The sequence below is a fragment of the Arsenophonus sp. PmNCSU2021_1 genome (assembly GCF_036919435.1).
In the GTDB taxonomy this organism is placed as follows: Bacteria; Pseudomonadota; Gammaproteobacteria; order Enterobacterales; family Enterobacteriaceae; genus Arsenophonus; species Arsenophonus nilaparvatae.
The window spans coordinates 469,426-487,521 of the sequence record NZ_JAZHPL010000011.1; the positions used below are offsets into that span (position 1 = coordinate 469,426).

23 protein-coding genes and 6 pseudogenes are annotated in these 18,096 nt (G+C 48.4%); 24 read left to right on the plus strand and 5 right to left on the minus strand.

Going from position 1 to position 18,096, the window contains the following annotated elements:
• Both V3224_RS28430 and V3224_RS28435 read right to left on the minus strand, forming a co-directional pair.
• Positions 1-599, minus strand: a pseudogene (locus V3224_RS28430) (transglycosylase SLT domain-containing protein); the annotation flags it as partial.
• Positions 596-949 (minus strand): putative holin, encoded by a 354-nt coding sequence (locus V3224_RS28435; protein WP_334467728.1) that lies wholly within the window; start codon positions 947-949, stop codon positions 596-598. The pseudogene V3224_RS28430 and the gene V3224_RS28435, both read right to left, overlap by 4 nt.
• Positions 950-1,182: 233 nt before the next feature.
• Between V3224_RS28435 and V3224_RS28440 the strand changes: the two genes are divergently transcribed.
• On the plus strand, positions 1,183-1,950 hold the full coding sequence (locus tag V3224_RS28440) for a DNA adenine methylase (RefSeq protein ID WP_334469218.1): 768 nt from the start codon (positions 1,183-1,185) through the stop codon (positions 1,948-1,950).
• 29 nt (positions 1,951-1,979) lie between these two features.
• On the opposite strand, the gene V3224_RS28445 is transcribed toward V3224_RS28440, so the two are convergent.
• Positions 1,980-3,017: a helix-turn-helix domain-containing protein gene (locus tag V3224_RS28445; RefSeq protein WP_334469221.1), complete on the minus strand. Its 1,038-nt coding sequence runs from the start codon at positions 3,015-3,017 to the stop codon at positions 1,980-1,982.
• A gap of 139 nt (positions 3,018-3,156) precedes the next feature.
• Here V3224_RS28445 and V3224_RS28450 point away from each other — a divergent pair, with 139 nt between their 5' ends.
• The 15 genes from V3224_RS28450 to V3224_RS28520 all read left to right on the plus strand — a co-directional run bounded on the left by V3224_RS28450 (position 3,157) and on the right by V3224_RS28520 (position 11,699).
• Positions 3,157-3,390 (plus strand): hypothetical protein, encoded by a 234-nt coding sequence (locus V3224_RS28450; RefSeq protein WP_026821883.1) that lies wholly within the window; start codon positions 3,157-3,159, stop codon positions 3,388-3,390.
• A 57-nt stretch (positions 3,391-3,447) separates the two neighbouring features.
• The gene (locus V3224_RS28455) at positions 3,448-3,768 is read left to right on the plus strand and encodes an IclR family transcriptional regulator (protein ID WP_334469232.1); all 321 of its coding nucleotides are present in this window, start codon (positions 3,448-3,450) and stop codon (positions 3,766-3,768) included.
• A gap of 12 nt (positions 3,769-3,780) precedes the next feature.
• Entirely contained in the window at positions 3,781-4,734 is a 954-nt protein-coding gene (locus V3224_RS28460; RefSeq protein ID WP_334469234.1) for a DUF3102 domain-containing protein, read from the plus strand.
• On the plus strand, positions 4,731-6,518 hold the full coding sequence (locus V3224_RS28465; RefSeq protein ID WP_334467737.1) for an integrase catalytic domain-containing protein: 1,788 nt from the start codon (positions 4,731-4,733) through the stop codon (positions 6,516-6,518). Before V3224_RS28460 ends, V3224_RS28465 begins: the two co-directional genes overlap by 4 nt.
• A gap of 12 nt (positions 6,519-6,530) precedes the next feature.
• Positions 6,531-7,685, plus strand: a complete 1,155-nt coding sequence (locus tag V3224_RS28470) for an AAA family ATPase (protein ID WP_334467739.1) — start codon at positions 6,531-6,533, stop codon at positions 7,683-7,685.
• A gap of 11 nt (positions 7,686-7,696) precedes the next feature.
• Positions 7,697-7,999: a hypothetical protein gene (locus V3224_RS28475; RefSeq protein ID WP_334467740.1), complete on the plus strand. Its 303-nt coding sequence runs from the start codon at positions 7,697-7,699 to the stop codon at positions 7,997-7,999.
• A gap of 2 nt (positions 8,000-8,001) precedes the next feature.
• Entirely contained in the window at positions 8,002-8,232 is a 231-nt protein-coding gene (locus V3224_RS28480) for a hypothetical protein (protein ID WP_334467742.1), read from the plus strand.
• Between the two features lie 32 nt (positions 8,233-8,264).
• Positions 8,265-8,795 carry a host-nuclease inhibitor Gam family protein gene (locus V3224_RS28485; RefSeq protein WP_334467744.1) on the plus strand — a complete coding sequence of 177 codons (531 nt, stop codon included), beginning with the start codon at positions 8,265-8,267 and terminating at the stop codon, positions 8,793-8,795.
• The gene (locus V3224_RS28490) at positions 8,792-8,962 is read left to right on the plus strand and encodes a hypothetical protein (protein ID WP_334467745.1); all 171 of its coding nucleotides are present in this window, start codon (positions 8,792-8,794) and stop codon (positions 8,960-8,962) included. Before V3224_RS28485 ends, V3224_RS28490 begins: the two co-directional genes overlap by 4 nt.
• Entirely contained in the window at positions 8,959-9,201 is a 243-nt protein-coding gene (locus V3224_RS28495) for a hypothetical protein (RefSeq protein WP_334467747.1), read from the plus strand. The genes V3224_RS28490 and V3224_RS28495 overlap by 4 nt, the downstream gene beginning before the upstream one ends.
• The gene (locus V3224_RS28500; protein WP_334467749.1) at positions 9,198-9,827 is read left to right on the plus strand and encodes a LysE family translocator; all 630 of its coding nucleotides are present in this window, start codon (positions 9,198-9,200) and stop codon (positions 9,825-9,827) included. The genes V3224_RS28495 and V3224_RS28500 overlap by 4 nt, the downstream gene beginning before the upstream one ends.
• A 16-nt stretch (positions 9,828-9,843) precedes the next feature.
• Entirely contained in the window at positions 9,844-10,023 is a 180-nt protein-coding gene (locus V3224_RS28505) for a hypothetical protein (protein WP_334467751.1), read from the plus strand.
• A gap of 137 nt (positions 10,024-10,160) precedes the next feature.
• Positions 10,161-10,583: a gp16 family protein gene (locus V3224_RS28510; protein WP_334467753.1), complete on the plus strand. Its 423-nt coding sequence runs from the start codon at positions 10,161-10,163 to the stop codon at positions 10,581-10,583.
• On the plus strand, positions 10,577-10,951 hold the full coding sequence (locus V3224_RS28515; RefSeq protein ID WP_334467755.1) for a Mor transcription activator family protein: 375 nt from the start codon (positions 10,577-10,579) through the stop codon (positions 10,949-10,951). Before V3224_RS28510 ends, V3224_RS28515 begins: the two co-directional genes overlap by 7 nt.
• A gap of 106 nt (positions 10,952-11,057) precedes the next feature.
• A complete protein-coding gene (locus tag V3224_RS28520; RefSeq protein WP_334467757.1) occupies positions 11,058-11,699 on the plus strand; it encodes a hypothetical protein in 642 nt (213 codons plus the stop codon).
• Between the two features lie 7 nt (positions 11,700-11,706).
• On the opposite strand, the gene V3224_RS28525 is transcribed toward V3224_RS28520, so the two are convergent.
• Entirely contained in the window at positions 11,707-11,862 is a 156-nt protein-coding gene (locus V3224_RS28525) for a hypothetical protein (protein ID WP_334467759.1), read from the minus strand.
• 387 nt (positions 11,863-12,249) lie between these two features.
• Between V3224_RS28525 and V3224_RS28530 the strand changes: the two genes are divergently transcribed.
• From V3224_RS28530 to V3224_RS28555, 6 genes and pseudogenes are all read left to right on the plus strand, one after another.
• The gene (locus V3224_RS28530; RefSeq protein ID WP_334473709.1) at positions 12,250-12,420 is read left to right on the plus strand and encodes a hypothetical protein; all 171 of its coding nucleotides are present in this window, start codon (positions 12,250-12,252) and stop codon (positions 12,418-12,420) included.
• Between the two features lie 3 nt (positions 12,421-12,423).
• Positions 12,424-13,323, plus strand: a pseudogene (locus V3224_RS28535) (phage portal protein); the annotation flags it as partial.
• 200 nt (positions 13,324-13,523) lie between these two features.
• Positions 13,524-13,858: pseudogene (locus V3224_RS28540) on the plus strand (phage portal protein); the annotation flags it as partial.
• Positions 13,836-14,486 carry an HK97 family phage prohead protease gene (locus tag V3224_RS28545; protein WP_334473711.1) on the plus strand — a complete coding sequence of 217 codons (651 nt, stop codon included), beginning with the start codon at positions 13,836-13,838 and terminating at the stop codon, positions 14,484-14,486. The pseudogene V3224_RS28540 and the gene V3224_RS28545, both read left to right, overlap by 23 nt.
• 14 nt (positions 14,487-14,500) lie before the next feature.
• Complete coding sequence (locus V3224_RS28550) at positions 14,501-15,781, plus strand: phage major capsid protein (RefSeq protein WP_334473712.1); 1,281 nt, start codon at positions 14,501-14,503, stop codon at positions 15,779-15,781.
• Positions 15,759-16,133 (plus strand): annotated as a pseudogene (locus V3224_RS28555) (IS701 family transposase); the annotation flags it as partial. The gene V3224_RS28550 and the pseudogene V3224_RS28555, both read left to right, overlap by 23 nt.
• A gap of 29 nt (positions 16,134-16,162) precedes the next feature.
• Here V3224_RS28555 and V3224_RS28560 read toward each other — a convergent pair.
• Positions 16,163-17,035, minus strand: coding sequence for an IS982 family transposase (locus V3224_RS28560; RefSeq protein ID WP_334467716.1), 873 nt, complete (start codon positions 17,033-17,035; stop codon positions 16,163-16,165).
• 118 nt (positions 17,036-17,153) lie between these two features.
• Here V3224_RS28560 and V3224_RS28565 point away from each other — a divergent pair.
• Positions 17,154-17,756: pseudogene (locus V3224_RS28565) on the plus strand (transposase); the annotation flags it as partial.
• A 20-nt stretch (positions 17,757-17,776) separates the two neighbouring features.
• Positions 17,777-17,993: pseudogene (locus V3224_RS28575) on the plus strand (transposase); the annotation flags it as partial.
• Positions 17,994-18,096 lie beyond the last annotated feature (103 nt).

Consider the following 18,096-nt stretch of genomic DNA (forward strand, 5'->3'; position numbering starts at 1 on the left):
CTTTTTAAAATACGGCGGGGATAATGGCGATTCTCACGCCAGGCACTCACGCGACGTCCGGCATTGACCCGTTCAATGTGGTGAAACCAGCGCCCACTGTCGTGACCGAGACGTTTGGCCAACTGAAGGTCACGCTGCACCCAGCCCAAACCGCCGTTGTAGGCCGACAGGGTCATCGCCATACGTTCACAGCGATTGACCGCCGATAATCGTTGCCATAGCTAGTTATCAAAACTCACCACCGCACGTAAACTCCAGCTGGGATTGAGTGGCGCTTTGGCCGCCAGTGCCGGCATTACCTCCCCAATCCAGGCCGTGGTCGCGGGCATAAACTGCCCCAGACCCTGCGCACCGATACGGTTGGTGATGGCCGGCTGCCAGCCACTTTCGTGCTCAATCTGGGCGGCAAAATCCGCCACTGGCGCATTAAGCCCCCACACCAGACGGGCGTTGCGTATCAGCTCAGCCCGGTATGGCAGTGCGGCTTGTGGGGGACGCGCCGCATCGGCATCAAGCGCGCCACCAAGGAGCACTATCAGCAAAAGGAATAACAGCCATCCGGGGTCGCCCTGCGGACGTTGATAGCGGTTCATGGTCATAACCCCATCGCCACACTCAGACACACTGCTGCCACAATCACCGCGCGACGCAGTTGGGCTGCCGCAAACACCTGATGGCAGCCGCCGCGTACCGGATGTCGACCCTGTGCCACCTCCGGGTGGTCATGGTGCAGATATTGACCGGGGCGGGCCTTGGGGAACAGCGAACGGTCAAGCCAGTAACCCACGACTGCCGCCAGGGTGATTAAGGCCAGCTTGTAGAGCACCACCGGCAATTGCTGCGGTGAGACCAGGCCAATCACCAGCAACAAACCAGCCGCAGTGAGCAACCAGCCGCCGAGGCGTGGGGTTTTAAAGGGGGGTAACATCAATTTTTTTCGGGTTTTCATGGCGGTCTCCCTCAATATCAGGCAGACAGTGTGACAAGGCAGTGCGCCAATCGCTTTTAAAGCGGTTTACTAGTGGGGATAGCCGGTAGTCGCTAGATTACGCTCAGCAATTGCCCCGAATGGGGCAAGGGAAAAAGCGCGACCCGCCCTGTGAGTCAACCGTGGCGCTTTCCGTTCTCGAGAACAGGAAAGAGTCTACACGAATTTCCATTAGTGAAAAAGGCTTACAGTGAATGCAACAATATTTTTTACCGATACTGCCCTGGATGGGCGGTAAACGGCGGCTGGCAAAACAGATTTTACCGCGCTTCCCGGCGCATACCTGCTACGTCGAGCCGTTTTGTGGCGCAGCGGCGCTCTTCTTTATGAAGTCACCCAGCAAAGCGGAGGTCATCAACGATATCAACGGTGAGCTGGTCAATCTCTATCGGGTGCTGAAACACCATCTGGAAGAGTTTATGCGCCAGTTTAAATGGGCGCTGGTCAGCCGGGCGATGTATCACTGGTTGAAAATGACCCCGACCGAGACCTTAACCGATATCCAGCGGGCAGCCCGCTTCTACTACCTGCAAAAACAGGCGTTCGGTGGTAAGGTGGCGGCGCACACCTTTGGCGTGACTACCACCACGGGGCCACGCCTGAATCTGTTACGCATGGAAGAAGAGCTGTCGCTCGCGCATCTGCGGTTATCACGCACCACCATAGAACAGCTGGACTGGGCCAGCTGCATTGCCCGTTATGACCGTCCGCACACGCTGTTTTACTGCGACCCGCCGTATTGGGGGACCGAGGGCTATGGCGTGGATTTTGGTCTGGCGCAATATGAAAAACTGGCGGGGATGGGACGAGACCTAGCGGGCATGATGATTATTTCGGTTAATGATATTCCCGAGATGCGGGCAGTGTTTCGAGGCTTTGCGATGGAGAGCGTCCCGATTCGGTATAGCCTTAGCAGTAATCAGCCCACCCAACGACGTGAGCTGATTATTACCGTCAAATAACCCTCTCCACTGCAACGGAGAGGGATGGGTCATGCGCGGCTGCGGGCGGCTTTTTTCTCTGCCATTGCTGTCAGGGTGCGTTTAGCCACTTCGCGGGTTTCACCCGGAATATGTCGAAAGGCAGTTAATACCTCTGCCTCTTCCTCATCCCGCACTACATCGAGCGCACTGGCTTCATCGCTGCGCTCACCAGTCATCACATAAAGAAGATCGACTCCTAACGCTTTCGCCGCGATTAAGTAGCCCGCATCAGGATGTCGTTCGCTTTTTTCATAGTTGTATTGAGTGAGCTTTTTAACCCCGCACCGTTCGGCGAAGATTTCCTGGCTAAGCCCCAATCGCAGGCGCTCGGATTTGAGGCGTTCTCCCACGCCTTCTAGCGTCAGCGTGACCCACTGCTGTGCATCAACGGGTGTTTGTTCATCGCTTGCAGCAACCGACGAGGTTTTGCCCGCCAGTTGCTGGCTTAGCTGTTGCAGTTGCTTCTCTTTTTCGGCGACCAGTTGTTGACTGCGTTTAAGGGCTGCCTCATCTTTACGTAACGCTGCCTTTAACTCCCTGACTGACATGCGGTCAACATCATCCAGTGTCAGACCCGCGATGGTGCCGCCTTCGGCCAATTCCGCCAGATCATCGTCGTCTTCCAGCATGAGTTCATAGAGTTTTGAACGGCCTAAACCTGAAAACGTATTCACCTTTGACTCAAGTGTCGGTGAAAGATATTTCAATGCTGCTTGTGCCATTTTTCGTGCTATTCGATATTCAAGACCTAACTGCTCTTGTACTATCTTCATGAATGTTCCATGTGGCTCATTCTCCTTAAGAATAATCAGCCGTTTCCCCGCCTCCAGCATGGCTTCGGCACTTTGCGCCATATAGAAGCGGGCTTCATGCACAATCCTTTCCCGTTCATAGGGTAGCCCATCCCCAAAACGTGCCATTACTTCCTGTTGGGCGCTGTTTTCTGCATTTTTTTCAGGGTATGCAATTGCCCCCCCCCCCCCCGCAATCGTGATATTGTCCGCCGTAGTTACAGACAGGCTGGTTGCCGCTTTTTTCTTTGCCATACAGGTCTCCTTTAGGCCGATAACAGCCAGTGGTTTTTTACGGCAATAAAGAACATACAAAAACAAACAAAAAAGACTTTACATTATTTTGAATGCCATTGTATATTTATTTTTAACTTTTTATGACGGAGGTAACACCATGTCACTGCAACACCCCGCCGACTTTAAGCGCAATTTTTATGATCGTGTCTATCAGAACTACCCGACGGTGGCGGCGTGGGCACGCCAATCCGGCTTCAAACCCTATCAGGTTTATATGTTGCTTGATGGCTCCTGCCAGGGCTGGCGCGGGGAAGCCCGCAAAATCAAACAGGCGATTGAACAGATAATGGGTTCTCCCATGCCATCGGGAAAAAAGCGCCATAAAAAATAACATTCGCCCGTTTCACTGACGGTAACACAATTTCCATTAATGAAAAAGAGGCATCCGATGAAAAACACCTTATTACTGCACCCTTCTTCACGCACACGACGGGCGCTGCGTATTTTGAAAGCCATGAAAGGGCATTACCGCGATGGCCTGTCCAATAAAGCCCTGGCGGCGCTAATCAATGACTCTGCGGCCAATATCAGTCGCACCCTGCCATTTTTAGTGGAAGAAGGAATGATTGAGAAGCGCTTCAATGGGAATTACGGCCTCGGTGAGGAATTGATACAGATTGCCCTGGCCTTTTTTGATGAAACCGAACGGGCGCAAATCAAGATGGCAGAAAGGCATGGCCGCTGCGTAGCATCAGCGTCAAAACCGTAAGAGGAAAAAATAATGGGTAGAAAAGCGTTACCGATAACGGCTGAAATTGCCCCCGAACAGCCTTTGGCACCGGATTTAATGAACAACCTTAATGCCCTGGCTGAACATCAGCAGGCCATTATGGATAAGTACGGCGAGGGGTTGCCCTATGAACGCGAGCGCATTGTGCATGAAGCGCGCTTCTATATGGCACAAAGTGCCGAAGCCATGCTGGAGGCGGGGAAACGGCTGATTATTCTTAAGGAGAATGAGCCACATGGAACATTCATGAAGATAGTACAAGAGCAGTTAGGTCTTGAATATCGAATAGCACGAAAAATGGCACAAGCAGCATTGAAATATCTTTCACCGACACTTGAGTCAAAGGTGAATACGTTTTCAGGTTTAGGCCGTTCAAAACTCTATGAACTCATGCTGGAAGACGACGATGATCTGGCGGAATTGGCCGAAGGCGGCACCATTGCGGGCTTGACGCTAGACGAAGTTGATCGCATGTCGGTGCGGGAACTAAAAGCAAAACTGCGTAAAACGGAAAAGTCACTTGAAGCCAGCCGCCGTCTGGCCAATGAGAAAGATCAAAAGATCAATGAACTGAGCGAAAAACGCCTGCTTAATCAGCATCGCCCGTTAGGGGAAGAAGGCATACGCCAGCTCCGTGAAGAAATTGGCCTGGTGGGCTTTGATGTTAAAGCCATATTAATGGGGCGCTTTCGGGAAGGGCTGGAAAAACTGAGCAGCCACAGTGGTGATATCACATCCCACGCCGACTATTTAGCGGGCTTGCTTAATGATATTGAGTTTGAAATCAATGTGTTACGTAGTGATTTTTCGTTACCCCACCACGCAGTATCAGCGTTGGTGCCTGACTGGACAAAAGCCGATGCGGATGCCGACGATGCGGATTTTCAGTTACCGGAACACCTGCGCGGCACCGGACAGGATAATGTCGAGGAGGTGGTGCAATGAACCCCATCCTGACCGAACGTCTGTTAACCATTGCCCAGACTGCTGAAAGAGCCGGGCATGGCGGCAAAGACGCGGTGTATCAGACAGGCTGTCAGGCACTCGGTATTTCCAAAGCCACGCTGCTGCGAAAAATCAAACAGGTCAGTTATAAACCGCCGCGCAAGCAGCGGGTGGATTATGGTACCAGCGCCCTGACACGCGACGAAGCCCTGCTGATATCCGGCGTCATCATGGAATCTGAACGCAATAATGGTAAACGCCTCTACAGTCTACAGCAAACGGTTAATGACCTGCGGGCGAACAACCTGATTGATGCCGGGTATATTGATAATGAAACTGGCGAGTGGTTTCCGCTGTCGGTCGATGCCATCAGCCGGGCACTGTACCATTATCGCCTGCATCCCAACCAGTTACGGGTACCTGCCCCGTGCGTTCAATTAAAAACCGGGCATCCCAATCATGTCTGGCAGCTGGATGCGTCGCTGTGTGTGCTCTATTACCTGAAAAATCCCGCCAAAGGGCGCACCACGCGCGATAGCGGCCTGCGCATGATGAGTGAGGCCGAGTTTAACAAGAACAAGCCCAAAAATCTGGCCCGTATTGTCAATGACCGCGTCTGGTCATTTGAACTGACCGACCACACCAGCGGCTGGATTTACGCCGAGTACCGCTTCGGCGGCGAAACGGCACAAAACTTTACCGATGTGCTGATTAATGCCATGCAGGAGCGCAGTGGGGCCGACGTATTACATGGTGTACCGCGTATCCTTTATACCGACCCCGGCTGCGCGCTGGTCTCAGCCACGATGCGCAACCTGTGCAAAACCCTCGGTATTCAACTTATCGCCCATAAAGCCCGTAATGCCCGCGCCACCGGCTCAGTGGAAAAGGCGCGCGATATTCTGGAGTGTAGTTTTGAATCCGGCCTGCGGTTTGTGCAAGTCGATAATATTGATGAACTGAACCACCGGGTCGGGTTATGGCGTAAAAAGTATAACCGTACCGCGCTGCATCGCCGTACCGGCATGACCCGTACCGACAGCTGGCTACGGATCACTCCGCAGCAGTTAATCAAGGCACCACCCGTTGAAGTGTGCCGCGAACTGGCGGTGAGTCTGCCGGAAAACCGTAAGGTCAATGACTATCTTCGCGTGTCATTTGGGAGCAAAGAATATGACGTTAGGGGTGTGCCGGGTGTTTGTAACAACGATTGGCTACAGATAGTCCGTAACCCTTGGCGCGACAGTGAAGCACAGGTGGTGATAATCAATGAGGACGGCATGGAAGTCTTTTACCGGGTACCGGAAGTGGTGAAAGACGAGTACGGTTTTCCCCTCAATGCCCCAACATTAGGCGAATCCTTCAAGGCATTACCCCACACCCCGGCGCAACACCATCTGGCGGAAGTCGAGCAGGCGATGTATGGCACCACCTGTCCCACCGAAACCGCTGCCGCGCAAAAAGCCAAAGCGCTGCCACTGGGCGGTCGCTTTAACCCTTATCTGGACAATGAACGCGATACCCCACCCATTTACCTGCCCAAACAGGGCCAGGCTTCCACGGTTTGCGCGCCACGTTTTGAAGAACGTTTAAACCCGGTCGTGGTGGTTCAACAGTTGCGCGCGCGTTTCCAGGCGGCGGGCAAGACCTGGCGCAGTGAATTTTACACCACGCTAACCCAACGCTTCCCGGACGGCATACCCGCTGACCAGGTCGACGCGCTGGGTGATGAGCTGATGGCCCAGTCCACCGAGGTGGTGGTCAGTCTGGCCAGTCACGGTTAACGGGAGGCCATCATGCTGAAACTCAAAACCCTGTTACAACACCACAACCTGACCCAGGCAGCACTGGCCCGTGCGCTTGACCTTTCCGAGGCGACGCTGGCGCAAATAGTCAATCACCATCAGTGGCCGAAACAGGATACCGACGCACTAAAACACCGCATCCGTGGCTGGCTAAGTGACCAGGGCATCGCGGCGGACGACTGCTTTGACGGGGTCACATCCAGCAGCAAGGAAAAGCACACACCACCTAGCAACGAGGAAGACACCATGTTACTGAAAAAACAGGTATTACTGACTGCCACCAAAAAGCATTTTGGGCTGTTTCGTGCCCCATTTGACGACAACGCGGTACAAGGTCATGAAGATGTGTTTTTAACCCCTGAAAGTCGTTATGTGCGCGAGGCGTTGTACCAGACCGCCAGCTATGGCGGCTTTATCGCGGTTATCGGTGAATCCGGCTCGGGTAAAAGCACGCTGCGACGTGACCTGACTGACCGCATCTATCGGGAAAACGCCCCGGTGGTGGTGATTGAACCCTACGTGCTGGCGATGGAAGACAACGACCATCAGGGCAAAACCCTGAAAGCCGCCAGTCTCGCCGAGGCTATTGTCCATACCCTGGCCCCACTGGAAAAACTCAAACGCTCGCCGGAGGCCCGCTTTCGTCAGCTACACCGACTATTAAAAGAGAGCAGCCGCGCCGGGTACAGCCATGTACTGGTGATTGAAGAAGCCCATTGCCTGCCCATCCCGACCTTAAAGCACCTTAAACGCTTCTTTGAGCTGGAAGACGGCTTTAAAAAACTGCTGTCCATCGTCCTGCTGGGACAACCCGAACTGGGCGACAAGTTATCCGAGCGCCTGTTAGCGGTCAGGGAAGTGGTACAGCGCTGCGAGGTAATTGACCTGCCGCCGCTAGATGAACACTTGAACGACTTTCTTGATTTCAAGTTTAAACGCGTCGGCGGCGACCTTAGCAAAGTCCTTGGCCCGGATGCGATACCGGCACTGCGTCAACGCCTAAGCTGGCTGCGCCCGAAAAAAGACACGCCGGTCAGCCTGCTTTACCCCTTGGCTATCGGCAACCTGCTGACCGCCGCCATGAACCTGGCCGCGCAAAACGCCATCCCGGTTATCGACGCCAATATTATTCACAGTGTGCATTAAAGGAGGCTTTTATGCTGAACCCCGCCGTGACCATTAAAAACCCGTCAGCGATGACCTACCAGGCCATCCAGCAGCAGTTCAGGCAATGCCTGTCGGTGATGGATAAACTCAGCCAGGAAGGTTTTATCGTCAGTCAGTTTACCGTTGATGGCTATAGCCGTCCGACCCTTACCCTGCTGCATGACCGACGGTGTGATGCGTTATATAAAAACGGCCATGCCGTTCGCTATGCCCTGGGTACTGACCGTCAGGGCCGCTGGGAAAAATACCAGTTCCTGCAAGATAACTGCCGAATCACCTGGGAGGTACGTTAATCATGACAACACGCCCTGTCCGTATTACCGCTCGCCAATCGGTTTATTTGGCAAAGACCGTCGATATGCCGGAACAGGACGATGAAACCTATTTGTCGATTTGCGAGAACTGCCGTGATTTTGATGAACAAGACCAGCGTCTTGGTGAAATCGCGACCCGATACAACATGAATTTATTTGAGCATATTCAACACAGTGACGCCCTGGAAGACATTATTTTCGAGCGCGTTTAATTCCCGACGTTGTTAATGAAAAGGTAAAAAAGATGGCAAAGAAAATAACGCGGCTTAAAGCCGCGGCGGGTGCCTGCACGCCGCAAACCCGTGAGCAGGTAATAAACGATATTAAAAATCTGGGCGATATCCAGCGGGAAATGACCCGACTGGAGACAGAGATTAATGATGAAATTGCGCGGTTAACCCATCAACATGCGGCTGATATTGAAGCCAGGAAAGCCCGCATCACCCTGTTGCAAAGAGGTATCCAGACCTGGTGCGAGGCCAACCGTGAGGCGCTTACCCAAAACGGCAAAACCAAAACCGCCAACCTGATAACCGGCGAGGTGTCATGGCGTAACCGCCCACCGTCCGTTTCGGTAAAAGGGGTGGATGATATCATTCAGGCGCTGGAAGAAAACGGACAGACCGACTGCATTATTCGCAAAGCACAGCTTGATAAAAATGCCCTGCTCAAAAATCAGGACACTATCCAGCGACTGAATATTCCCGGCATTACGTTTCGCAATCAGCTTGAGGATTTCATTATTACGCCCTTCGAGCAGGAGGTGACCTCATGAGCTATCAGGAAATAAAACCTCTGCGCCGCCAAATTGAAAGGCACATAAACCGCGCCATGCATCACCTGCAGGCAGACCATTCTGCCGCCGCGTATTGTGAATTTCAAAATGCCTTCGAGATATTGGCCGAACTCATCGTCGCCTTAGATAAGGAAAACACGTTATGACCATTACCTGCATCAGCTGCCATCAGGCAACGCGACGCCTGAATCCTACCCAGGCCGAGATCATCCAACAACCGGAAAGCGGCGAGTGGGGGATTGACCTGTTACTGACCTGTCCACACTGCGGACAGCGGTATAGCGCCTGGGTACTTAATTGGGATGTCGTGCCGCTAAAAGGTATCACGGCAAAGTCGCCATCAACACCACCCCATCATCAAACGCACGAGGTAAATAAACCATGAACCTTGACCTTTGGTTAGTTTTTTTAGGCGGTGCCTTGCTCAGTGCCGTATTACCCGGCGCTGGCGCTATCCTCACGCTTAACCATGCCTTCCAGCGGGGATGGTGCAAGACGCTACCGCTTATTGCCGGTCAGGCGACCGCATTAGGCTTGATGGTACCCATTGTGGCACTAGGCACGGAAGCGTTGCGCGCTTCAGCGACAGCCTGGCTGTTACTGAAAGGCATTAGCGTACTCTGGCTACTGTTTGCCGCCTACCGAACCTGGCGCGCACCAGTCATCATGGATGCTTACGATGTCGTGACATTGACCCGCTGTGCGCAACGGTTCTGCTGGGGTTTTCTGACCGATATCACCAACGCCAAAGCGCTCGCCTTCCTACTTGCCACACTACCGGTCTTTCTTAATCCGTCCCAATCGTTAGGGCCACAAATTACCCTTATGACTCTGACGATGGTAATGGTCGATGCGCTGATGATGACGCTTTACGCGCTCATTGCCGCCCGCTTGCGGCCTTATTTTCAATCGCCCGAAACCCGCAAACAACAAAACCGCCTGTTTGCCGGTTTCTTGGTGTTCATTGCGGTCAGCCTTTGTTTTATTGAACATCCGACCTTAATTCAGTGAAAGAGGATAAATTATCATGTGGATATTAATTTTAGCCCTATACGCCAGTCCCTATGCCGGTAATGCTTTTTCCACGCTGCATACACAGGCGTTTGACACGGCAACCGCCTGTCAACAGGCCGCCAAACAGTTCGCAGAAAAATTTGAAACCTTCAAGGATATGGATGCCAAGGCGATTTGCGTGAAGAAGTCATAGCGGAAAAGCGGCGTTTACTGCATTCAATTGTATAATAACGATATTCATTTTATAATCCTTCAAAACCCGAAGGATTATTTTTTTATTCATGGCATAAGGAATCCTGACCCCGACCACAACGATAAAGGACGCCTCCGATGACCCGACAAAAATACCTGCAGTTAATCCATATTGCCGCCCACCACCTCAAACTGGATGACACGACTTACCGCCAGATGCTGCACAGGCTAACGAGGAAAACATCAGCAAAAGCCCTGAATATCGGTCAACTGGCGCAAGTGTTAAACGCCCTAAAAGCCAAAGGTTTTCGTATCCAGCCGACTCAACCCACGACGAAAAAGCAGACCGACCGTCCGCAAATCCAGAAAATGCAGGCCCTGTGGCAGGCAATGGCCGATGAGGGCATTGTCCGGGATGCGTCAGCAACAGCCCTGGCCCACTTTGTTAAACGGGAAACCGGCGGTGATTCGCCTTACTGGCTAGATAGCCAACAGGCCAGCCAGGTTATCGAGAAACTCAAGCAGTGGCAAAAACGCGTGGCAAGGACAACCTCATGCTAGAGCATACCTTTCGCAGTAAAGGGCCGGAGTTACTGGTTGAGCTGGCCGACCACACGGCGCAGATCGTCAGACAGATTATCGATGTTGACCCCGCTGTTGCCAGCCAGATAGGCGATGCCGTCGCCAGTCAAATGATGGCGGTATGGGGCGGGCAAAATGTCTATTTCCCGATGGGGCTGATGTGGAAAATAAACCAGCGCGACCGGGAGATATTTGCCGACTTCAATGGCCATAACCACCGCGCCCTGGCACGCAAGTACGAAGTCTCGCTACAGTGGATTTATTCCGTGATAAAACGGGTTAAAAAAGAAGAAATTGCTCGCATCCAGGGCAATCTGTTTGAAGATGAAGATAAGCCGTCTCGATGACTGTTTCTCGTTTCACATAGTGAAACGTCGGAGAGAAAAATATAACCTATACACCAGATAGTGAGCATTGGTTTAATGCTAACCAAACAATAGAAGGATATTTCATATGCTCGATTCATCACTGCTAAATCTGCCCTGGGCAACATTGGTGACGCTGGCTTCTGGCTATGTTGGATACTTTATTGCCAATGTTGGTCTGAAAGAGCACCACAAAACCGTTGACATAACGTTTTCGACATTAGTTTTTGGTCTTATATCTGCAACCGCTTATGAATCCGTCGCCGTATATGCGGTTTACTGGTCAACCCTTGTAGCGCTGGTTACCGCAATAATAACAGGAGCCGTATGGCGTAAATACGGGCGTAGATGGATGTACAAGCTCATGCGCGCCTTAAACATCTCATGGTCTGATGGCACCCATTCCGCGTGGCAGCAGCTGTTCGGGCAGATTGAGTACCGAGCCACTGAAGTGTTTGTTATTCTCAAGGATGGCAGCGGGTTATTATCGCGGCCTCTGGCTCGTTTTGAAGGGCTCCCTAATGGGCCGTTTGCGCTGGGCAATACGGGAGACGTCATTCTTTATGTAACACACCATAGCGCACCAGATAGTGATGAATGGCGCGAGTTTGCTGGTGTGATCGATGACTCCTGGGGGGCGCTGGCGACCTACATTCCTGCAGAGCAAATAGCTAGGGTGGAAATTAGGAGGAACAAGATTAAAACTGCATCCACGCCTCCTAAGGTTTAGCTATCACTCATTTTTTAGGACGGATACCAGGCGGGTTATTTGACTGTTGCGATGGGGTGGGTTTATTCTCCTTGCTGGCATCTTTTTCAAACGTGACTACTCGGTCATTTTTGGGATTCTCTGTAAAGTCGGAACTATCATGATTGTTGTTCTTGGTCGTCATGGAAACTTCCTCTAAATGAAATCAATCGTAGTAGATTCGATTCTATACTCAACATACTTCAAGATGCAGGCGACTATTCAGCAAAAAGCACGGGTAGTAAGGCCGTTAAGCTTCCTTTCCCTGCATCTTGAAGTTTATTGAGTATAGTTCAGTAAAGAGGATGGTTTCAATTAATGGGTTTTAAAACATGATTTCTGTTTCACTATGTGCAACTTAATCCCTCTGACTTGTCCCAGATAGATCCAGTTTGTCCCAGGTAGATCCACATTTATCGCACGTTTCCCGTTTAAATATCTCACGTCCTATCATAATGGGGGAAAACAGGAAACGAGTTTATCCGATCATATTATGAATGTAGGAATTCGCTCACTTTAAGGTGAAACAATTATGATATTAAATATATTAACGCCAGTCATCGGAATGATTGGTCAGTTGCTTATTGCCTACAGCGCGTGGTCAGTTTATCCGCCCGCAGGGTATTGTGCGGCAGGTATTTTCTGCTTGCTAAATTCTTATCTTACCGCCAAAGCGATAGCTGAAACAAAAAACGGGAAGTAAAACATGTTTTTTCCTGCCCTATTCAAAAAGCATAATGACACCGTTCGCACGTCGTCGGCATTAGCGGAAATAGTCGGAATGAGCTATGACTCGTATACCGGCAAGCGCGTTAGTAGCCAAAGCGCCTTACGCTTAACCGCCGTTTTCGGTTGCGTCCGTGTGTTAACAGAATCGATTGGCATGTTGCCGTGCAATCTTTATCGGACGACTTCAACGGGTAAAGAAAAGGCCATTTCAGAGCCACTTTTCAAGCTCCTTTCAATGCAGCCTAACGGTTATATGACGGCACAAGAGTTTTGGGAACTGGTGGTCGCCTGCCTCTGTTTGCGTGGTAATTTTTATGCCTACAAGGTGAAAACACTGGGCAAGGTATCAGAACTTTTGCCGCTCGATCCCGGGAGTGTTCAGCCATCACTTAATGTTAGGTGGCAGCCTGTTTATAGCGTCACTTTTCCTGACGGTTCAACCGATATACTCGGACAAGAGACCATCTGGCATGTTCGCACAATGACGCTAGATGGCTTGGTTGGCTTAAATCCGATTGCCTACGCCCGGGAAGCCATTGCTTTAGGTTTGTCAACCGAAGAACACGGGGCGAGACTGTTCAGTAATGGCGCTATAACGTCTGGGGTATTGCGCACTGAGCAAGAATTGACAGATGAAGCCTACAGCAGAATAAAAACCGATTTTATCGAGCGGCATCAAGGCTTGGTGAATGCACATCGTCCCATTATACTGGAAATGGGGCTGGATTGGCGGCAGATGGGATTATCCGCCGAAGATAGCCAATTCATTGAAACGCGAAAATATCAATTAGAAGAAATATGTAGATTGTATCGTGTGCCTTTGCATCTGGTACAAAATACTGACAAAGCAACCTATAGCAATATTGAAAATCTTGGCACGAGTTTCGCACCAATAAAAAAACGCTCTATTTTTAAGTTTAATTCAGCATAATATATAAATAGAAAAAATCTCATAAATTAAAAATAACTTATTGTAATTTAAGTAAATTTATACGTCTTAGCAAGTTACAGATTAATTATTATTCTGAAGCCATTTCTAGAATTTTATATGCCCGTGCGAAACTCGTGCTTGGGATTGGATTTATTAATTATTCGCTCGTGCCGTATCTGACTCGCATCGAACAACGGATTAATACTGGCTTGGTGAAGGCCACCAAGCAAGGGATTTCTTTGCCAAGTTCAATACCGGTGCGTTACTGCGTGGTGATATGAAATCCCGCTTTGAAGCTTATGCCACAGGCATCAATTGGGGAATTTATTCACCCAATGATTGTAGAACACTCGAAGATCTTAACCCACGCCCACACGGTGACATTTATTTAACTCCAATGAACATGACCACGAAGCCAGACGATACGAGCAAAGAAAAGATGATTGAGGAAGCAAAGCATGATGACCAAACAGCGACTTGATGTGCCGCTTAAACTAAAATCCGTTAGTGAATCCGGTGAATTTGAAGGCTACGGCTCCGTATTTGGCGTTAAAGATACTTTTGATGATGTGGTGATCCCAGGGGCATTTACCAACAGTTTATGTGATTGGCGAGAAAAAAAGACCCTACCAGCCATGCTCTGGCAACACAAATTAGATGAACCCATCGGTATTTATCATGAAATCAAAGAGGATGAGGTGGGTTTGTATGTTAAGGGACGACTCTTAATCAATGATGACCCGCTAGCGAAACGAGCTTACGCACATATGAAAGCCGGTTCGTTAACCGGTCTTTCTATTGGCTACTTGCTAAAGGATTGGGAGTATGACCATGAAAAATCGGCATTTTTACTGAAGGAAATTGATCTGTGGGAAATCAGCCTCGTCACCTTTCCTGCAAACGATGAGGCAAGGATCGGCGAAATTAAAAGCACCTTCGCCAAAGGTCAAATACCTTCACCTAAACAAATTGAACATGTCCTGCGCGATGTTGGACTGTCACGCACCCAATCCAAAGCTTTTATGTCTGGCGGTTATGCCTCCTTACATCAGCGGGACGCTGATCAGGTGATGATTGGGCTTAATGCATTGAAATCCATTAATTTTTAAAAAAGGAATAGAAAATGGCTGTTGATCAAAAAGATATCGCGTTGGTTGCTGAGGAATTGCAACAAAAATTTGATACTTTTAAAGAAAAAAATAACAAACGTCTTGATGCTATTGAGGCTGAAAAAGGCAAGCTAGCCGGTGAGTTAGAAACGCTTAATCAAAAACTGTCTGAATTGGACGAAACCAAAGCGGCACTTGAAGAGGAATTAAAGGCAATCAAGCGGCCTATTGGCGGCCCAGTACCTGAGGTTAGCGAGCACAAAGCCGCTTTTCTTGCTTTCCTACGCAAAGGGAAAGAAGATAATTTGCGTACGCTCGAACAAAAAGCGCTTAAAATTAGCGTTGATGAAGATCGAGGCTATGCCGTACCAGAGGAACTTGACAGATCTATTTTGTCTTTATTACAAGATGAAATCGTCATGCGTAGAGAGGCCACGACAATCATCGTTAGCGGCAGCCACTACAAAAAACTAGTGAATCTGGGTGGTACCTCTTCTGGCTGGATTGGTGAAACGGATGCCCGTCCAGAAACCAACACCTCAAAACTGGCCCAAATCGAGCCGTTAATGGGGGAAATTTACGGTAATCCCCAAGCAACCCAAACCATGCTCGATGATGCTTTTTTCAATGTTGAACAGTGGATCAATAGTGAACTAGCGCTAGAATTTTCAGAACAAGAAGAAGTCGCCTTTACAAAAGGTGATGGGAAGAAAAAACCTAAAGGCTTTTTGGCGTATGAATCCAGTGCTGAAGATGACAAGACAAGGAAATTTGGCAAACTGGAACATATTGTATCCGGTCATGCAACAAACGTTACAGCTGATGCGGTAATTAAACTGGTTTACACATTGCGGAAAGCGCATCGTAATGGTGCTAAATTCATGTTAAACAACAAGACGTTATTCACTATACGCACCCTAAAAGATACTGAAGGTAATTACCTGTGGCGGCCAGGGTTAGAGTTAGGACAACCTTCTACTTTACTTGGCTATGGTCTTGCAGAAAACGAACAGATGCCGGATATTGCGGCCGATGCAAAAGCAATCGCATTTGGCAATTTCAAACGTGGCTATACTATCGTTGACCGCATTGGAACGCGTATTCTACGCGATCCGTACACCAAAAAACCGTTTGTTTGTTTCTATACTACACGTCGTACGGGCGGCATGTTGACGGATTCACAGGCTATTAAACTGATGAAGACACGAGTTTCGCAATCTCCAAAAAAGAAGTATAAATTTAAAAACAAGAAAAAATCAGGGTGTTCATATTTTGTCGGGTTATCCATGTATTAAAGATATCTATAAAACATTCTTACAAGTAAGCAGTTTAAGATACTCTGGTTTAGCGTTATCAGAAGTAAGCCCATCGCCTTTATCTCATGACACTGTTAGCCGATGGCTAAAAAGTAGATGTTTTAGACCTAAAGACCTATGGCGATTAGTTGAACCTTCTATAGACAAAAAAAGCCCTTGCGTACTAATTGCCGATGATACATTGATTGCCAAAACACGTAGTAAAAAAATAGAGAGGGTCCATTATCAATATTCAGGTAATGAACATGATGTTATTGCTGGCATAGGTTTAGTTAATTTGCTTTGGCATGATCTGACGAAGGTTGAATCAATTCCTATCAATTATCGTATTTAACCTGAGTTCGGGATAAGCATTATCAATTATACTTGAAGATACGTACCTGCAACAGGTATCTTTGGTTTAGATGGCATTAAACAATATGCAACCAGTCCGCCTAATAAATTCACTACAAAGTTAGCCGGAGAGCGATGTCGCGTATGCTCTATTTGACAAAGATTTTTTAACTCATCAAATACCGTTTCAATGACAGAACGATGACGCAAGATGGCTTTGTCGAAACAAGTCTGTTTAATAGGCTTCATTTTCTTTTTGATATTCGTTATAAGGCTAATTCCCATCGTTTTGAGTTGCTGTTTCAGTGAAGCCGATAAATACCCTTTATCTGCGTACAAACAACCAGAAAGATCCTTTGTCAGCTCAGGCAATGGTTTCCGATCATCGGTGTTTCCTGGTGTGAGTCGAAAACTGAGTATTTCCCCCAAATGATTGATAATTACATGAAGCTTGAAACCAAAGAACCAACCTGTTGAATTTTTTCCCCGTTCAGCTATCCCATTGAAGACTTTATGTCTGCGGATCCGTAAGTTATCACACACCGCTATCGGAGTAGAATCGGCAACCGATAGCCCCGTGCATTTTCCCTTAATTGACTCAAACAGTGCCGTTAACGCTAAGGCACTACGCGGAAGTAACTCTACACAGCGTGAATAGGATGGCAAGTTAGGAAATTCCTTCCGGAGATATAAGCGGACATAATAGAGATAAAATACCTTGAATTGCCTGAATCGGAGTTGATGAAACAACACAACCAGTGTCATCATTTCCGCCAACGAAAGCTGAGTAGACCGTCTACGACGCTTAGTACCGTTAGTCAGCAAATATTCATGCATTTTTGGCTCGAAGTCTTTGCAAAAATCATCCATCAGGCAATAAAGTTCAGTAAGATTTTCCATAATTGTTTAACAATGCTCTACTCTTTAACCAGACTGTTAGAGTATTTTAACAAAACAGGCTCATTCAACTATTTGAATATCAAGACTTTCTCTTTATTTCTTATCCCGAACTCAGGTTATTTATGATAAAGATTCTGATGGAAAAACAAAAAACACGCACTTTTCCGAAATGCTCACTCTTGCTAAAAAAAGAGGGATCATGCCAGAAGCCGTAGTGATGGATGCTTGGTATTCTAGCCTGGATAACCTGAAATCAATTCGCTCTCATGGTTGGATCTGGGTAACCACGCTGAGGAAAAATAGGATTGTTAACCATAACAAACAACTGAACAAGTTAGACATCTCAGAAGAAGGAACGTCAATACACTTGCGAGGATATGGTTGGGTAACCGTTTTCAAATTTACAGCCAAAAACGGCCGTATTGATTACATAGTAACAAACAAAGAGAATCCCACCCGTCAATACGTCAAATCTATCATGGATGCCCGTTGGTCTGTTGAAGTTTATCATCGAGAAGTTAAACAAAACTGTGGTATTGAACGCTGTCAGGCTCGCACGAGCCGAGCGCAAAGAAATCATATTTTTCTCGCTATTTCTGCGTGGTTTGAACAACATAAACGTCGTATATCTGAAAAAATAACCCTTTATCAACAAAATTGGGACGTAATCAAAAGTGCTATTACTGAGCAAATCCGTGTTTTATTAGCGTACCCAAATTAGTTTTGTGCGAAACTCGTGACATAGTAACAAACAAAGAGAATCCCACCCGTCAATACGTCAAATCTATCATGGATGCCCGTTGGTCTGTTGAAGTTTATCATCGAGAAGTTAAAACAAAACTGTGGTATTGAACGCTGTCAGGCTCGCACGAGCCGAGCGCAAAGAAATCATATTTTTCTCGCTATTTCTGCGTGGTTTGAACAACATAAACGTCGTATATCTGAAAAAATAACCCTTTCATGAGTTTCGCACAGGCATATAAAGTTCTAGAAATGGCTTAAAAGCAATGGTTAATCTGTAAGTTACTAAAACACATAAATTTTATTAAATTACAATAATT

Bases quoted from the DNA above. Each gene is read 5' to 3' on its own strand.
- V3224_RS28560 (WP_334467716.1), bottom strand. From the start codon at position 17,035: ATGGAAAATCTTACTGAACTTTATTGCCTGATGGATGATTTTTGCAAA.
- V3224_RS28445 (WP_334469221.1), bottom strand. From the start codon at position 3,017: ATGGCAAAGAAAAAAGCGGCAACCAGCCTGTCTGTAACTACGGCGGAC.
- V3224_RS28490 (WP_334467745.1), top strand. From the start codon at position 8,792: ATGAGCTATCAGGAAATAAAACCTCTGCGCCGCCAAATTGAAAGGCAC.
- V3224_RS28480 (WP_334467742.1), top strand. From the start codon at position 8,002: ATGACAACACGCCCTGTCCGTATTACCGCTCGCCAATCGGTTTATTTG.
- V3224_RS28500 (WP_334467749.1), top strand. From the start codon at position 9,198: ATGAACCTTGACCTTTGGTTAGTTTTTTTAGGCGGTGCCTTGCTCAGT.
- V3224_RS28505 (WP_334467751.1), top strand. From the start codon at position 9,844: ATGTGGATATTAATTTTAGCCCTATACGCCAGTCCCTATGCCGGTAAT.
- V3224_RS28485 (WP_334467744.1), top strand. From the start codon at position 8,265: ATGGCAAAGAAAATAACGCGGCTTAAAGCCGCGGCGGGTGCCTGCACG.
- V3224_RS28495 (WP_334467747.1), top strand. From the start codon at position 8,959: ATGACCATTACCTGCATCAGCTGCCATCAGGCAACGCGACGCCTGAAT.
- V3224_RS28440 (WP_334469218.1), top strand. From the start codon at position 1,183: ATGCAACAATATTTTTTACCGATACTGCCCTGGATGGGCGGTAAACGG.
- V3224_RS28515 (WP_334467755.1), top strand. From the start codon at position 10,577: ATGCTAGAGCATACCTTTCGCAGTAAAGGGCCGGAGTTACTGGTTGAG.
- V3224_RS28455 (WP_334469232.1), top strand. From the start codon at position 3,448: ATGAAAAACACCTTATTACTGCACCCTTCTTCACGCACACGACGGGCG.
- V3224_RS28470 (WP_334467739.1), top strand. From the start codon at position 6,531: ATGCTGAAACTCAAAACCCTGTTACAACACCACAACCTGACCCAGGCA.
- V3224_RS28530 (WP_334473709.1), top strand. From the start codon at position 12,250: ATGATATTAAATATATTAACGCCAGTCATCGGAATGATTGGTCAGTTG.
- V3224_RS28475 (WP_334467740.1), top strand. From the start codon at position 7,697: ATGCTGAACCCCGCCGTGACCATTAAAAACCCGTCAGCGATGACCTAC.
- V3224_RS28520 (WP_334467757.1), top strand. From the start codon at position 11,058: ATGCTCGATTCATCACTGCTAAATCTGCCCTGGGCAACATTGGTGACG.
- V3224_RS28435 (WP_334467728.1), bottom strand. From the start codon at position 949: ATGAAAACCCGAAAAAAATTGATGTTACCCCCCTTTAAAACCCCACGC.
- V3224_RS28510 (WP_334467753.1), top strand. From the start codon at position 10,161: ATGACCCGACAAAAATACCTGCAGTTAATCCATATTGCCGCCCACCAC.
- V3224_RS28450 (WP_026821883.1), top strand. From the start codon at position 3,157: ATGTCACTGCAACACCCCGCCGACTTTAAGCGCAATTTTTATGATCGT.
- V3224_RS28525 (WP_334467759.1), bottom strand. From the start codon at position 11,862: ATGACGACCAAGAACAACAATCATGATAGTTCCGACTTTACAGAGAAT.
- V3224_RS28465 (WP_334467737.1), top strand. From the start codon at position 4,731: ATGAACCCCATCCTGACCGAACGTCTGTTAACCATTGCCCAGACTGCT.
- V3224_RS28545 (WP_334473711.1), top strand. From the start codon at position 13,836: ATGATGACCAAACAGCGACTTGATGTGCCGCTTAAACTAAAATCCGTT.
- V3224_RS28460 (WP_334469234.1), top strand. From the start codon at position 3,781: ATGGGTAGAAAAGCGTTACCGATAACGGCTGAAATTGCCCCCGAACAG.
- V3224_RS28550 (WP_334473712.1), top strand. From the start codon at position 14,501: ATGGCTGTTGATCAAAAAGATATCGCGTTGGTTGCTGAGGAATTGCAA.